14 protein-coding genes and 1 pseudogene are annotated in these 14,315 nt (G+C 72.2%); 6 read left to right on the forward strand and 9 right to left on the reverse strand.

Going from position 1 to position 14,315, the window contains the following annotated elements; translation table 11 throughout:
• Positions 1 to 123 precede the first annotated feature (123 nt).
• From VKK44_RS25765 to VKK44_RS25785, 5 genes are all read left to right on the forward strand, one after another.
• The gene (locus tag VKK44_RS25765; protein WP_343443777.1) at positions 124 to 909 is read left to right on the forward strand and encodes a phytanoyl-CoA dioxygenase family protein; all 786 of its coding nucleotides are present in this window, start codon (positions 124 to 126) and stop codon (positions 907 to 909) included.
• 1 nt (position 910) lies between these two features.
• Positions 911 to 2,155, forward strand: a complete 1,245-nt coding sequence (locus tag VKK44_RS25770; RefSeq protein ID WP_343443778.1) for a radical SAM/SPASM domain-containing protein — start codon at positions 911 to 913, stop codon at positions 2,153 to 2,155.
• A gap of 14 nt (positions 2,156 to 2,169) precedes the next feature.
• Positions 2,170 to 2,580, forward strand: a complete 411-nt coding sequence (locus VKK44_RS25775) for a hypothetical protein (RefSeq protein WP_343443779.1) — start codon at positions 2,170 to 2,172, stop codon at positions 2,578 to 2,580.
• Between the two features lie 19 nt (positions 2,581 to 2,599).
• A complete protein-coding gene (locus VKK44_RS25780) occupies positions 2,600 to 4,579 on the forward strand; it encodes a carbamoyltransferase family protein (RefSeq protein WP_343443780.1) in 1,980 nt (659 codons plus the stop codon).
• Between the two features lie 62 nt (positions 4,580 to 4,641).
• Positions 4,642 to 5,010, forward strand: coding sequence for a VOC family protein (locus tag VKK44_RS25785; RefSeq protein ID WP_343443781.1), 369 nt, complete (start codon positions 4,642 to 4,644; stop codon positions 5,008 to 5,010).
• Here the strand turns inward: VKK44_RS25785 and VKK44_RS25790 are convergent.
• Genes VKK44_RS25790 through VKK44_RS25810 form a run of 5 tightly spaced genes read right to left on the reverse strand, consistent with a single transcriptional unit; the run spans position 5,001 to position 9,798 of the window.
• Positions 5,001 to 5,981, reverse strand: a complete 981-nt coding sequence (locus VKK44_RS25790) for a zinc-dependent alcohol dehydrogenase (protein ID WP_343443782.1) — start codon at positions 5,979 to 5,981, stop codon at positions 5,001 to 5,003. The genes VKK44_RS25785 and VKK44_RS25790 overlap by 10 nt on opposite strands.
• On the reverse strand, positions 5,974 to 6,567 hold the full coding sequence (locus VKK44_RS25795; RefSeq protein ID WP_343443783.1) for an HAD-IA family hydrolase: 594 nt from the start codon (positions 6,565 to 6,567) through the stop codon (positions 5,974 to 5,976). The genes VKK44_RS25790 and VKK44_RS25795 overlap by 8 nt, the downstream gene beginning before the upstream one ends.
• Positions 6,564 to 7,634, reverse strand: coding sequence for an alcohol dehydrogenase catalytic domain-containing protein (locus VKK44_RS25800; RefSeq protein ID WP_343443784.1), 1,071 nt, complete (start codon positions 7,632 to 7,634; stop codon positions 6,564 to 6,566). Before VKK44_RS25800 ends, VKK44_RS25795 begins: the two co-directional genes overlap by 4 nt.
• Complete coding sequence (locus VKK44_RS25805) at positions 7,631 to 8,587, reverse strand: NAD-dependent epimerase/dehydratase family protein (RefSeq protein WP_343443785.1); 957 nt, start codon at positions 8,585 to 8,587, stop codon at positions 7,631 to 7,633. The genes VKK44_RS25800 and VKK44_RS25805 overlap by 4 nt, the downstream gene beginning before the upstream one ends.
• Positions 8,584 to 9,798: a DegT/DnrJ/EryC1/StrS family aminotransferase gene (locus VKK44_RS25810; RefSeq protein ID WP_343443786.1), complete on the reverse strand. Its 1,215-nt coding sequence runs from the start codon at positions 9,796 to 9,798 to the stop codon at positions 8,584 to 8,586. Before VKK44_RS25810 ends, VKK44_RS25805 begins: the two co-directional genes overlap by 4 nt.
• Positions 9,799 to 9,870: 72 nt before the next feature.
• Here VKK44_RS25810 and VKK44_RS25815 point away from each other — a divergent pair, with 72 nt between their 5' ends.
• Positions 9,871 to 10,815, forward strand: a complete 945-nt coding sequence (locus VKK44_RS25815; protein ID WP_343443787.1) for a methyltransferase — start codon at positions 9,871 to 9,873, stop codon at positions 10,813 to 10,815.
• Positions 10,816 to 10,820: 5 nt separating this feature from the next.
• Here the strand turns inward: VKK44_RS25815 and rfaE2 are convergent, their stop codons facing one another.
• The 4 genes and pseudogenes from rfaE2 to VKK44_RS25835 all read right to left on the reverse strand — a co-directional run bounded on the left by rfaE2 (position 10,821) and on the right by VKK44_RS25835 (position 14,307).
• Positions 10,821 to 11,240 carry a D-glycero-beta-D-manno-heptose 1-phosphate adenylyltransferase gene (gene rfaE2, locus VKK44_RS31080; protein ID WP_458351688.1) on the reverse strand — a complete coding sequence of 140 codons (420 nt, stop codon included), beginning with the start codon at positions 11,238 to 11,240 and terminating at the stop codon, positions 10,821 to 10,823.
• Between the two features lie 156 nt (positions 11,241 to 11,396).
• Positions 11,397 to 12,824: pseudogene (locus tag VKK44_RS31085) on the reverse strand (PfkB family carbohydrate kinase); the annotation flags it as partial.
• 5 nt (positions 12,825 to 12,829) lie between these two features.
• On the reverse strand, positions 12,830 to 13,309 hold the full coding sequence (locus tag VKK44_RS25830) for a flavin reductase family protein (protein ID WP_343443788.1): 480 nt from the start codon (positions 13,307 to 13,309) through the stop codon (positions 12,830 to 12,832).
• On the reverse strand, positions 13,306 to 14,307 hold the full coding sequence (locus tag VKK44_RS25835) for a hypothetical protein (RefSeq protein WP_343443789.1): 1,002 nt from the start codon (positions 14,305 to 14,307) through the stop codon (positions 13,306 to 13,308). Before VKK44_RS25835 ends, VKK44_RS25830 begins: the two co-directional genes overlap by 4 nt.
• Between the last annotated feature and the right edge of the window lie 8 nt (positions 14,308 to 14,315).

Below are 14,315 nucleotides of genomic sequence, written 5' to 3' on the forward strand. Positions count from 1 at the left end.
CTGGTTCGGCGAGGATCGCACCGAGCCTTTCAGAGCAAGCCCGGATGTGTGAACCACGAGGGGAGAAGGCCATTGCCAGCCAGTGCAATCGATCTTGACGTGATCATCGACAAGGTGCGAACCGTGGGGTATGCGGTGCTGCCCGGCGTCCTGTCGCCCGAGCAGACCCGTCGCACCAGGGAGGTGCTGCACCGGCTGTCGGAACAGGACGACGAGACGTACGGCAGCGAGGAACTCGCCAAGCTCCGCGAGCGTGGCGCGCTGCGTAACCTCGCCGCCGCCGACGACGCCTTCCACCCGCTGCTGGAGTCGTCACCCGCGCTGGACGTGGTGGACGCCCTGCTCGGCCCCAAGGGCATCCTCAACTGCTACGACGCGCTGACGCTCTTCCCCGGTCAGGGCCGCTACCCGTGGGATTACCACACGGACCTGATGGACGTCACCGGCGTCTCGTTCCCGCCGTCGCGCATTCCGGGCGTCAACGTCCTCTACTACTTCGACCGGGTACGCGAGGAGAACGGCGCGACCTGGGTGGTCCCCGGAAGCCACCACACCCTCGCCGACAAGCCCGACCCCGACGTCATGGCACCGCTGTCCGTACCGCTGGAGGTCGAGCCCGGCGACGGGGTGGTCTTCGACGCGCGGATCTGGCACTGCGCGGGCACGAACCACGTCGGCGGGGCGCGCACCCTGATCAAGACGCTGTTCACCGCGCCCTGGTACCGCCCGCAGATGGACTTCACCCGCGCGGTGCCCCCGGAGATCCTGGACAGACTCGCGCCACGCGCACAGCGGTACCTCAACGTGCACAACGTGCCGCCCACCAGCGTGGAAGAACTCCGCTGGCGTCTCTTCCGGGGCGACGCCGTGTACGAGGACGATTCGGCACCGACCAGGGTGGGGGTCTGACGTGTACGTGCTGCCCTTCTTCAGTTACCGACAGGTGGCCGACGGCGTGGTGCTCACCAACCACATCACGAAGCGGCAGGCGGTGGCCGGGTGGGATGCCGTCGAGACGCTGGCGGCGATCCACGAGGCCCCGTCCGCCGCGATCACTCCGCCGGCGGTCGCCGAGGAGTTGGAGATCGTCTTCGCCGACCGGGACCAGGCCAACCGCTGGCTGGACAGCGGACCCTCGCGACAGGCCGGCCGACTGCCCAAGATCGAGCAGATCGAGCTGACGAACCGCTGTCCCTACACCTGCAAGATGTGCCCGCGTACCTTCGAGATGGACCGCGGCCTGGGCGACATGTCGCTCGAACTCTTCGATTCGATCATGCGTCAGGTCAGTGGCAGCACGACGTTCTGCGCGCTGCACCACTTCGGTGAGTCGCTGCTGCACAAGGGCGTCGGCGAGGCCATCGCCATCGCTCTCGGTCACGGCGTACGCACCGGTCTGTCCTGCAACCCCCCGAGCCTGCTGCCGGCGCGGGCGGAGGCGGTGCTGAAGGCGGGCATCGCGAACATGGTGCTGTCCCTGGACTCGCTCGACCCCGAGGTCTACAAGTCGATCCGGGGCCGGGCGGCGCGTCTCGACGTCGCGGACCGCAACCTGCGCGAGCTGGTCCGGATGCGGGACGAGGGCGGCTACGACACCAACCTCACCCTCCAGATGATCAGCATGCACGCCAACGGCAACGAGGCGGCGCGGTTTCTGGCCTACTGCGAGGAGCTCGGCGTCGACCGCGGCGTGGTGATCCGCCTGGAACGCTGGGACTTCGAGGACGACCTGGTCGCGGAGCTCGGTGAGCACACCTCACCCGGCTATACCGAACCGTGCACCCGGCCGTGGAACTCCGTGGCGATCCTCTGGGACGGGCGGGTCGTGCCGTGTTGTCACGACTACAACGGCGAGATGGTGCTCGGTGACCTCCGGCAGGAGAGCCTGGAGGAGATCTGGGCGAAACCGGTGTCCCGCGAGTTCCGTGAGCGCAACACGGAGATGGCGATCTGCGCCAAGTGCGCCTTCGGCCAGTCCTTCCGGGAGATGCGGCGGGAGAAGGAGAAGTTCCACCGGTTCCACCGGGAGATCGCGCGCCCCGGCGGTGACCGCTGGGAGTGGTTCAACCCTCGGCTGCACGACACGAGCAAGCCACGGACTTTCTACGACGGTTTCGATGTGCTGCCCGCCGAGCACCACGAGGTGGGGGCGTGAACGTGGGGACGCAGATGACGATTCTCGAAGGCACGACGAGGTTCGCCGACACGCAGTTCGCCGCCCGCGCGGTGGCGCTCTGCGGTTGGGCGGCAACGGGGGCAGGGCTGGACGTGGTGCCAGCGGTGCTGGGCGACGACCCGGTGGTCACCGCCCGGGGCACCGCCCCCGACTCCTGGACCTGCGCGGAACGGCCCGACTCGCAGAACCCGCTCGGCCCGACGCGTACCGCTGTCGTGCTGACGACCGACGTCGGCGCGACGGTGCGGATCGCGATCGGCAGCCAGGCGTGGCCGCCCTCCTCCCCCGAGCCCCCGGCATGGACCGTCGACCTGCGTCCGGACGAGCAGCTCGTGGTCGACGGGAGATGCTCGATCCGGGTGACCGGCGGCACCGCCACGACAACCGAGTGGACGGCGAAGTGACCACGCGAGGAAGCATCCGATGATCACGCTCGGCATCACGGGCAGCTTCGCCGACCTGGCGGGCACCTTCATGCCCGACGTCCCGGAGTGGCTGTTCCACGACTCGGCCGCGGCGCTGGTCGTGGACGGCACGGTCGTCGCCGCGGTCGAGGAGGAGCGCCTCAACCGGCTCAAGCACAGCAACCTCTTCCCCGCCTCGGCAGCCCGCCAGTGCCTGGAGATGGCGGGCGTGCGGGCCGGGGACGTCGACCAGGTGGCGTTCTTCTTCGGCGAGGACTACGCCGACCTCGAGGTCGGCTACGAGTACCTCAAGTTCGGTGACGTGCCCGCGCTGTCCGCGCGGGAACTGCTCGGCGCCCGGCTCGCCGAGGCGGTGGGGCGCACGTTCCGCCCGGAGGACATCCACTTCACCAAGCACCACCGGGCGCACGCGTTCGGATCGTTCGCCGACTCCGGGTTCGACGACGCGCTCGCGGTGGTCATCGACGGAAACGGCGAGGCCGAGAGCATCTCGGTGTTCCAGTGCCGGGACAACGGCCTGGAGCTGCTCCGCAGCTATCCCACCCGTGACTCGCTGGGGCACCTGTACCTCTCGCTCCTGCCGTTCCTCGGGTTCCGGCGCTTCGACGAGTACAAGGTCATGGGTCTGGCGCCCTACGGCGACCCCTCGACCTACCTCGGGCTGATCCGCGAACACTACGAGCTGCTCGCCGACGGCGGATACTCGCTGGACCCGGCCGCCGTGGTGGAGCACCTGCTGCGCAGCGGCTTCCGGCCGCGCCGGCGTGGTGAGGCGACCCGCACCCAGGACGCCGACCTGGCGGCGGCGCTCCAGGCGTCGTTGGAGGACATCGAGCAACACCTCTTCCGGTACTGGGCGCGCGAGACCCGGGCGACCCGGCTCTGCCTGTCGGGCGGGGTCACGCACAACTCCACCGCCAACGGGCGGGTGCTCCAGTGGGGCCTGTTCGACGAGGTCTTCGTCCATCCCGCGTCCCACGACGCCGGCGCGTCGGCCGGTGCCGCGCAGTACCGGCAGGCGGAGGAGGGTGGCCGACGCGGCAAGGGGCTGATCAACGCGTTCCTCGGGCCGGAGCTCGGGGACCACACGGCGGTCCGCGCCGAACTGGTCTCCTGGCGGAGTTTCGTGGAGGTCGAAGAGATCGATCCGGGCACCGAGACCATCCGAGCGGCATCCGCCATCGCCGACGGCCAGGTGGTCGGCTGGGCGCACGGACGATCCGAGTTCGGTCCGCGTGCGCTCGGCCATCGCAGCATCCTCGCCGACGCCCGGGACGCGGCCAACCGCGACCGGGTCAACGCGATGATCAAGAAGCGGGAGGGATTCCGCCCGTTCGCGCCCGCGGTGCTGGCGGAGTCGGCCGCCGAGGTGTTCGACCTGACCGCGACCAGGGCGCGGCTGGACTTCATGGGGTGCGTGGTCGACGTCCGGCCGGAATGGCGGGAACGGCTGCCCGCCGTGACGCACGTCGACGGCAGCGCGCGGGTGCAGACCGTGCACCGGGACACGAACCCGGTCATGTGGGAGCTGATCGACCACTTCCGCGCGGCCACCGGGACACCGGTGCTGCTGAACACCTCGTTCAACAACTTCGCGGAGCCGATCGTGCAGTCGGTCCGGGACGTCCTGCGGTGCCTGGTGACCACCGCGCTGGACCTGGTGGTCCTCCCCGGCCACGTGGTGCGCCGCAAGGAGGGCTTCCGGGCCGCCCTGCACACGGCCCGGATCGAGCTGCATCCGGCGACCCGGCTGCGCGAGGTGGTCACCGCCGACGGCACGTCGCGGCGCGTCGTGGCGTTCCGCACCCAGGGCGCCAAGGAGGTCGAGGTCGACGCGGCCGTGTTCGGTCTCCTGCGCGCCGCGACCGCCGGCCCGACGTCGGCTGCCGCGCACGGCCTGCCCGCCGACGACGACGTGCTCGACGCGCTGCTGATCCTCTGGGAGAACCGGGTCGTGGACTTCCACGCTCCGGCCTGATCCATCGGAACCGACCCGGGGCGGCCCGCCGAGAGGCCGCCCCGGCACCATGAGGAGACATCATGACCGACCTCACCTTCGACAGCGCGCGCCTCGACGTTCGCGACATGGACGCGGCCGAGGCGTTCTACCGGGACGCCCTCGGCTTCCAGCGGGTCTTCCGCTACGACATCCCGGACGGGGTGATCCAGATGATGGCGCCGGGCGGCAAGCCGCCGGGCGTCGAGTTGACCATGCTGACGGACCTCGTCCCGAACGCCAGCCCCACCGAGCACATCGCGTTTCTCGCCGACGACGTGCCCGCGTGGGTCGAGCGGATCAGGAGCCTCGGCTACCGGGTCGAGCGTGAGCCGTTCACCATCGGCGACGAGACGATGGCCTTCGTGCTCGATCCGGACGGCCACCGCATCGAGCTGAAGCACTACGCCTGAGCGGGCCAGACGACGACCGGTTTGGCGGTCCGTCCCGCCGCCATGTCCCGCAACGTGCCGGTGCCGAGATCCGCCGGCGCCATCGGGCTGGCGAGCGGACGGGGGTCGATCACCCCGTCGGCCAACAGCGCGAGCGTGGCCCGGAAGTCGGGTCGCAGGGCACCCAGTGACCAGCCGATGGTGACCTCCTTCCCGAACGCCGTGCCGGCGTCGACGGCGAGCACGCCGGGGTGCTGCGCGGCCACCACGACCGTCCCGCCACGGTCGACCGCGCCCAACGCCTCGGCGAAGCCGGCGGCCGTCCCGGACGCCTCGACGACAACGGGACACGGCGTGTCCGGGCGATCGGTGGGCAGGCCCAGCGACCGGGTGAGCGCGGCCCGGGCCGCAACGGGGTCGGTGACCGAGACCTCGACACCTCGGGCCCGCAGGAACAGGGCGACGCCGAGCCCGATGGTCCCCGCACCGAGCACGAGCACGGGCCCTTCCCCGGGCACCTTCGCCGCCGCGTGGTGGGCGCACGCCAGCGGTTCCACAAGCGCGGCCGTCACCGGGTCGAGCCCCGGTGGCACCTCCAGCAGCGCCGAGCCGGGCACCGAGACGTACCGCGCGAGCCCGCCGGCACCGTAGTTGTGGCCCAGCAGCAGCAACCGCTCGCAGTAACTCGTCCGGCCGGTCACGCACCGGGCGCACGAGCCGCAGTGGATGGCCGGATCGATGACGACCCGGGTGCCCGGCGCCCAGCCCTCGTCGCTGTGGACGACCGTCCCCGCCACCTCGTGCCCCAGCGCCACGTCGGGCAGCACGCCGGGTTCGGCACACCGTCGGCGATACTCCGCCAGGTCGGTGCCGCAGATGCCGGCCGCGTCGACGCGGACCACCGTCCGCGCCGCCACGGTGACCGTCGGCGAGCCGACCAGTTCCCCGGCGGAGGTGAGCGCGTACCCGATGCCCTCGAAGCGGTCAGACACCGGCCACCCCCGCCGTACGCAACGCCGCACGCGTCTCCGCGGCGGTGGTGAAGTGCACGCCCGTCCCACCCACGGCGGTCACCGCATCCACGTTGACCTTCTTGTCGTCGACCAGGATCAGGTCGGTCACCGCCGTGCCGGCCTGCTCGGCCAGCCGCTCGAAGAACTCGGGACGCGGCTTTCGTACGCCCAGTCGGCAGGACGCGAACACGCCGACGTCCAGCCCGGCGAGATGGTCCCCCACGACCTCGTCGATCCACACCGGATAGTTGCTGCCGATCGCCACCCGGTGCCGGGCGGTGCAGTCGACCAGCAGGTCACGCATGCCGTCGATCCACGCGTATCCCGCTCGCCGCGTGCGGTGGAACTCCTCGGTGTCCCACCGCAGGCCGCTTGTCACCAGCCCCCGCCAGTACTCACCCTCCTCGACCTCCCCCCGTTCCAGGCGGTGGTAGAGGCCGTCCGGGCGTAGCGTCTCGAACTCGGCGAACGACATTCCGCAGGCCGCCTCGTGAGCGGCCTGGAACGGGTCGGTCAGCAACGTGTCCATCAGGTCGAAGACGATCAACACAGGGGCGCTCCTCACGGGTGCTCCAGGACGACCTTGATCGCGCGGTGCGTCTCCCGCGACCGGGCCACGGCGAGCGCCTCGACAAGATCGTCCGGCGGAAATGAGTGGGTGACCAGCAGGTCGCCGAGGTCCGGCGTGGCGGCGAGCAGACGTACCGCCTCGTCCAGCGAGTCGGCGAGGGCCGGCGGCGGAACGTCGTGCGCGGAGTGTTCGAGGTGACCGACCAGCGTGAGCCCCTTGAGCCACAGCGGGGTGAGGTCCGCGCAGTCCTCCGGATTGCCCAGGGTCAGCACGGTGCCACCGGCAGCCACCGCGCGCATCGCGTCGACAAGCGAGGACGACGTGCCCCCCGCGTCCACCACCAGCGCCGGCCCGTCGAGGGTCAGTTCGGGCGGCCCGATCGAGGGTTCCGCGCCGAGCGCGCGCACGGCGTCCGCCTGGAAGCCGTGGCGCACGATCGCCGACAGCCGCCGTCCCGGCAGCACGGAAGCGGCGGCCACCAACGTCACCAGGCCCACCGTGCCGCCGCCGACCACAGCCACCTCCGTCGCCGCCGTGTCGCGCACCTCCCGCAACCCGGCCACGGCCACCGACAGCGGTTCGGCGAGCACCGCCGTCCGATCCGGCACCGCGGCCGGCACCGGCCGCAGCATCGTGCGATGCGCCCAGACCCGGTCGGCCCAGCCGCCACCGAGTGCCGCGCTGAACCCCAGGGACTTGCCCCATCGCAGCTCCGGCGCCCAGAAGGAACGGCACTGCCCGAACCGGCCCGCGCGGCAGGCGGGGCACGGATCGACCGCCCGCGCGGCGCACGGGACCAGCGGATGCACCACGACCCGTCGCCCGGCGAGTGGACCGTCCTCCACCACACCGACCACCTCGTGACCGGGCACGACGGAGTCGCAGGTGCCGTCGGTGTCGTGGTCGGCGAGGCCGCGCAGGTCGCTGCCGCAGATCCCGGCCATGGTGACCCGGGCCAGCGACCACTCCGGGCCCGGCCGCGGCGGCACCGGACGACGCACGACCACCGGCCACCACCGGCCGTCCGCGCTGATCGAGCGCAGCACGGTCCGGCCGGTCACGACACCGGCCCGGGTGCGGCGGAGAACGTCGCGTACAGCCGGCTCGCGGCGGCCCGCACCTCGTCGACCGTACGGGCCCGGGCCGGCGCGAGCACCTTGCCGGTGACGCTCTGGTCGGCGCAGGTCCAGTACTGGTAGCGGTCCCGGACCGGGTTCGGTACCAGGCGGACGTCCAGCTCGCCGTCCGCCCGCAGCTCGGCGCACCAGCCCAGCAGCGCGGCGAAGCTCACCGCAACCCCCGACCCGAGGTTGTACACGCCGGCAGGTGGCGGCTCGACGATCGCGGCGAGCATCGTCTCCGCGACGACCTCCACCGGCACGTAGTCCCGGCAGGCCTCCAGCGTGTCGGCGAACACCCGGAGCCGCTGGCCCCGGGCCGTCTGCCTGAGCAGCTGCGAGATGATGGACGCCATCGATCCCTTGTGCTCCTCGCCGGTGCCGAACACGTTGGTGTAGCGGTAACCCGCCCAGGCGGCGTCGGCGCCGAAACGCGCCGCCATCTCCCGGTCCAGGGTGAGCTTCGACCAGGCGTAGGCGTTGAGCGGCCCGGTGCAGCGGTCCGCGTCGTCCACGTCGTGCTCGGCCATCGGGACACGGGCGTGGACGGTGCCGTACACGCTGTGCGACGAGGCGTAGGCGAAGGGCGTGCCGGACGCGGCACACGCCTCCGCCAGGGCCAGCGGCTCCGCCACGTTCACCGCACGAAGCCGGGCCACGTCGGACTCGAGGGTGGAGCTGATCCCGCCCTGGTGCAGCACGGCCCGGTACCGCCCGGCCCGTACGTCGGCGACCACCGACGCCGACGCCGCCGGTCCCCGCACGACGTGGGCGGCCGGCACCCGCACCGGCCGCGGATCGACGGCGGTGACCGCGAAGCCGATCCGTCCGCACGCGGTCGTGAGGTGGGAGCCGATGAATCCCGCCGCGCCGGTGACCAGAACCTCGCCGGTCATCCGGCCGACTCCGCCAGCACGCGCAGCAGCACCTCACGGACCCGCGCCGTCTTCACCGCGGCTTCCGCCGGGGTGTCGAGGACAGTGACCTCGCCCAGCGTGCCGAGGTACCCGTCGACCACACCCACGCTCAACGCCACCGACCGGGACAACAGGTCGTCGGTACGCGGGAGGTCGCCCGGCACGGCGTTGGCCACCGTCCGCGAGCCGTCGACCCCGACGCCGGTGAACTCGCCGTACAACTGCCCCATCCGGGCGTAGTTGTGCTTCGTCGACGCGTCCAGGGTCGATCCGCCGAGTTCGCGGGCGAACGCGGCGGCATGTGCCCCGTCGTCGAAGATCAGTACGTGGGCGCTGCCGCACCAGCCCTCGTCGTGCACCACCCGGTGACCGACACCGGGGATCCCGTCCAGTCCGTCCCGGACCACGGCGGCCAGCGCCCGGCAGTGCTCGAGGGTGCGGTCCAGCCGGCCCAGTTGGACCAGGCCCACGGCGGCGGCGAGTTCGTGCATCCGCAGGTTCAGGCCGATCCGGGGACCGTCCTCCACCAGCCCCGCCCGGTCCGGCGCGAAACCGTGGTCGTGCAGCGCGAACGCGTTGCGGTACACCTGGGGTGAGGCAGTGGCCAACAGGCCACCGTCACCGGTGGTCATCGTCTTGCCGACGTTGAACGAGAACGTGCCGGCGGCGCCGATCGTGCCCAGCCGCCGGCCCCGGTACGAGCCACCGCACGCCTGCGCACAGTCCTCGATCAGCGGCAGCCCGTCGGCGACGGCGAGGAGCCGTTCCATGTCCGCGGGCCCGCCGATCATGTGCACCGGCATGATCGCCCTGGTCCGCTCGGTGATCTTCTTGGCGACGTCCTCGGGCGCGATGGTCAGGCTCTCGTCGATCTCGGCCAGCACCGGTCGCGCGCCCGCGAACAGCACCGCCGCGATCGAGGCGATGAACGTGTAGCCGGGCACGATCACCTCGTGGCCGGGGCCGACCCCGAGGCCCACGAGCCCGGCCAGGAGCGCCGACGTGCAACTGTTCACCGCCAGGGTGTGCGGCGAGTCGAGCAACGCGGCCATCTCACGCTCGAACCGCATGGTCTTCGAGACGGCGGACTCGTCGCCGAAGCGGTAGCGGCTGAGGTGCCGCTCCCGCATCGCCTCGAGTACCGCACGTTCCTCGGCGTCATCGATCAGGTACCAACCGGGGCCGGGCACAGACGGCCCTCCGTTCTCTCGTCGTGGTGGTCAACCAGGTGGCGGGGGCTCATGAGCTAGGATTTCCGACCGATGTCCGCACATGACACTTCCGTCGGTCGGTGGCGTATCGGCTTCCCCGGCACCGAGCTGCGCGCACCGGAGCGGGGGATCGCCTTCGACGTGTCGGAGCTCGGGGGCCCGCTGGCCGTCGGCCTACACCAGGCCATGTCGTCGCCGACCCTGCCCCGGGCCCCGGAGGTCGAGATCCGGCTGCCCGCGTACCGGGGCAAGTCGCTCGTGCGGCTGCTGAACTGGCTCGTCGTCCACCGCCTGATCGAGCCGGGCGGGAAGGCCACGTTCCTGCTGGAGAAGCAGCAGGGGCCGGCGTCGATCGCGACACTGCTCGGCGACCTCGGGTGGCGGGACGTCACCCGTGAGCGGTCGGGCCGGGTCCATCGCGTCGGCGGCATCCCGGCGGACACCGCCGAGCTGCCGGACCCGCCGGCGTTCCGGACCCGGATCGGCGGCAACGACCTCGTGTTCGCCGCCGACTACGGCGTGTTCTCCCCCGGCCATGTCGACGAGGGCACCCGCCTGCTCGCCGAGGTGGCGCTCCGGCAGCCACCGGTCGCGTCGGTCGCGGACATCGGGGTCGGCTACGGTCCGCTCGCGGTCGCGCTGGTCCGCGCGGGCACGGCCCAGCGCGCGGTCGGCGCCGACATCGACTGCATCGCGCTCTACCTCGCCGAGCACAACGCGCGGGTCAACGGCGTGCCGCTGAGCACGATCTGCACGGCGGACCCGGGTGAGGTCGAGGACACGCCGCTCACCGTGTGCAACGTTCCGACGCACATCGACGCGGAGAAGACGGCGGCGCTGATGGCCGCGCTCGTCCATCGCGCCCGCGCCGGCCGCAAGCTGCTCACCGTGGTGCACGCGAGCCTCGAAACGCGTTACCGTCAGCACTTCGCCAACGCGGGCGCGAGCGTGGTCGCGCACCACGGCACCACGCACGTCGTCCTGGAGACGGGCTGAACGACTCACGAGACCCCTCCGTGTATCCGGGCGATCGTGCCGGTGGTGGAACGACCCTCGACGTAGGGGACGATCACGGTTCGACCACCCCAGGCCGCGACGGTGCCGGCCTCGACCACGTCCTCGGCGCGGTAGTCGCCGCCCTTCACCCAGATGTCCGGGCGGACGACCTTGAGGATCTCCTCCGGCGTGTCCTCCCCGAACAGCACGACCGCGTCGACCGAGCTGAGCGACGCCAGCACCAGTGCCCGGTCCCGTTCCGGCATCACCGGTCGGGCCTCGCCCTTGAGCCGCCGCACCGAATCGTCGTCGTTGAGGCAGACCACCAGGCAGTCGCCGAGCCGGCGGGCCTGCGCCAGCATGGCGATGTGGCCGGCGTGGACCAGGTCGAAACATCCACCGGTGGCCACCACCGTGCCGCCCATGGTGCGGACCCGGGCGGTCAGGGCCACCACGTCGTCGGCGTCGAAGACCTGCTCGGCCGCCCGACCCGGTTCGCCCGCCGACGCCGGGTCGGTGACGGCGGAAGCGCCACCCGCGGCGACGAACTGCGCGGATACCGACACCGCCGAGGTGACCGCCGCCGAGGTGAAGGCCCGGTCGGCCAGTCGCATCGTCACCGCGACGGCGAACTGGTCACCGGCGCCGCACGTGTCGAGCGCGGTGACCGGGACGCCCGGCGCCACGAAGGGGGCGTCCTGGCGTGACTCCAGCAACAGCGCACCGTCCGCGCCCCGCGTGATCACCACACCGGCGACCGGCCACCGCTCCAGCAGCGCCGCCGCCCGGTCGATGTCCTCGTTCGGCCCGGCCCCGGCGATCCCGGTGAACTGCTCCGCCTCACGGGAGTTCGGCGTCACCAGCCGCACCCCGGGCACCGGCGACGCGCCCCGCGGGTGCGGGTCCCACACCACCGGCGTGTCCGCCGCGACGTCGGTCAACGCGTCGCGCACCGACTCGTCCCACAGGACCCCGCGGCCGTAGTCGGACGCCAGCACCGCCGCCGCGCCGCGCAGCAGATCCCGTTCCCCGTCGGTCAGGCCACGGCGCAGCACGGCCTGCCGGTCGCTGGTCTGGCTGAGCATCAGCAGCGAGCGGCTCTGCGCGCGTACCCGGGACTTCACCGCCGTCGGGACGTCCGCGCCGAGGTCGACCACCCGGATGCCGCGCGCGCGGAGCAGGTCGCCGAGCTCGCGGCCCTCCGGGTCGGCCGACAGCGCGGTCACCAGCACGACCGGGCGGGAGCCCCGGGTGGCGAGCGTCGCCGCCAACCCCGCGCCGCCGGGCCGGGTCCGGACCTGGACGTCGTCGATCACGGGTACGGGCGCCTCGGGCGAGAGCCGGCGTACGTCGCCCACGAGATCCCGGTCGAGCAGGGCGTCGCCCACCACGACGATCGGCGCGGGCTGCGTATCGTCCGGCGCCGTCCGGGCGGCGGGCACCGTCCTGGTGCACACGCCCAGGGCCACGTCCAACTCGGCGCAGATCAGGTGGACCGCGACCAGATGGCACTCCTGCACGGTCGCGGTGCTGGCGTCCGGTACGCACAGGACCTCGTCGCACAGTTCGGCGAGCGGGTTGGGCGTCGGACCGGTCATGCCCCAGACCAGCAGACCCACCGCGCGGGCCGCTCGTGCCGCGCGGAGGATGTTCTCGCTGCCGCCGGAGGTGGACATCAGGACGAGCACGTCACCGGGGCGCCCGTGCGCGTGGACCTGGCGGGCGAAGATCTCCTCGAAGCCGTAGTCGTTGGCGATCGCCGTGACACTCGACGACTCGGCGTGCAACGCGATGGCCGAGAAGGGTCTGCGGTCGTCACGCAACTTGCCCACCAGCTCGGCGGTGAGGTGCTGCGCCTCGGCCGCCGACCCGCCGTTCCCCGCCGCCAGCAGCCGCCCGCCCCGGCCCAGCACGTCCGCCAGTTTCCCGCCCCAACGCTCGATGAGTGCGTGGTCCAGACCGGCCAGCCGGTGCTGGAGCCGGGCGACGTGCTCGAATCCAGTCTCCATGCGCGTCATGCACTTCCCTCGGTCGACGTGCGCGCCGCTTCGACACCCGCGGCGCGGATTTCCGTGATCGTCAGCACCTCACCCGGTGCGCCGGACGCATGCCGCACCTCACCGCAGAAGACCGTGCACCCGCCGGCCGAACACGAGGCGGTGATCACCAGCTCCAGGACACCCGTCGCGGCGGTCAGCACCGGTGCGCCGAGCGCGCCGGGAGCCCACTGGACTGCCGCGAACCGGTCGACGTCGCCGGCGAAGACCTGCGCGGTGGTGAGGTCGGTGGCCGCCAGCACGTGCAGCACCGCCACCCCGCTCGCCGCCACCGCACGTTCGGTGCGCCCGCCGGTGGTCAGCGCGAAGGCCACCACACCGGCGGCGTAGCCCACCGGCATGACCGACCCGACCAGGCAGCCTCTCGGCGCGGTGTCCCGGCTGGTCACCACCACACAACTGGTGAGCAGCGCGTCGACGACCGCGTCCGCGCTCAACCCACGCCCCCGATCAGATCCGGCACGAGCTCGATCACCCTGGCTCTGAACAGCGCGTTGCCGCCGGCCCACACCTCCGGGTTGCCGGGATCGACACCCGCCTCGGCGGCGCGGTTGGCGAGGAAGGCGGCGCTGGGCACCAGCAACTCCACCGGCGCCCACTCGTCGGAGCCGCCGGCCTGCCAGGTGGCCACCTCGACCCCGGGCGGCAACGACTCGACGGTGCGTCGGACGACCGGCGCCCATCGTTTCTCCGCCAGGACGAGCACGCTCGAGACGTGCGCGTTGCGGTACAGGCCGACGTGTCTGCCATGGCCGAGGTTGCGCAGGTCGGTGCTGGTGACCACGCCCAGCCCGGCCTCCGACACCCGGGCCTCGAGGTCGACGGCGACGTTGCGCAGCCCCGGCGTGTAGAGGCAGAGAAGACGCTGACGGGTGAGGTCCGCCGACGCCCGCAACCGGCCGTCCACCAGCCAGCGCGCCAGGACCGCCGCCGGCTCCGGCGCGCCGTCACCGACGCCCAGCACCGTCAGCGCGCCCAGACTCAGGCTGAGGATGGAGTTGGTGGCGATCCAGCCGTCGCGGCCCGGCCTCGGGCAGGAGACCACCACGACGTTCTCCCCGGCCAGCTCCCGCAGGTCCGCGGCCGGGCGGTTGGACAGCACCACCGCGCACGAGCTGACCTCCGCGGCCCGCTCCAGGGCGAGCAGGGCATCCGGGTGGCTCATGCTGTCGGAGATGACGAACACCGTGCGGTAGGGGACGCGGGAGAGCGCGAAGTCGACGGGGGTGAGCACGGCAGCCGGCTGTCGCCAACGCCGTTCGTAGACCGACGCGGCGAGATGGGCGACCGCGAGCGAGCCGCCGGAGGCGACGAACGCGGCCGGCCCACCGAGCCGTGCGGTCAGCTCGGCGAGGTCGTCGTCGGCATGCCAACGTTCCCACGCCTGCCAGGTGTCGCCGAGTGCGGCGATCTCCTCAACGTACGTACGATCCACCGGTCACT

The organism is Micromonospora sp. DSM 45708, assembly GCF_039566955.1.
Taxonomy (GTDB): Bacteria; Actinomycetota; Actinomycetes; order Mycobacteriales; family Micromonosporaceae; genus Micromonospora.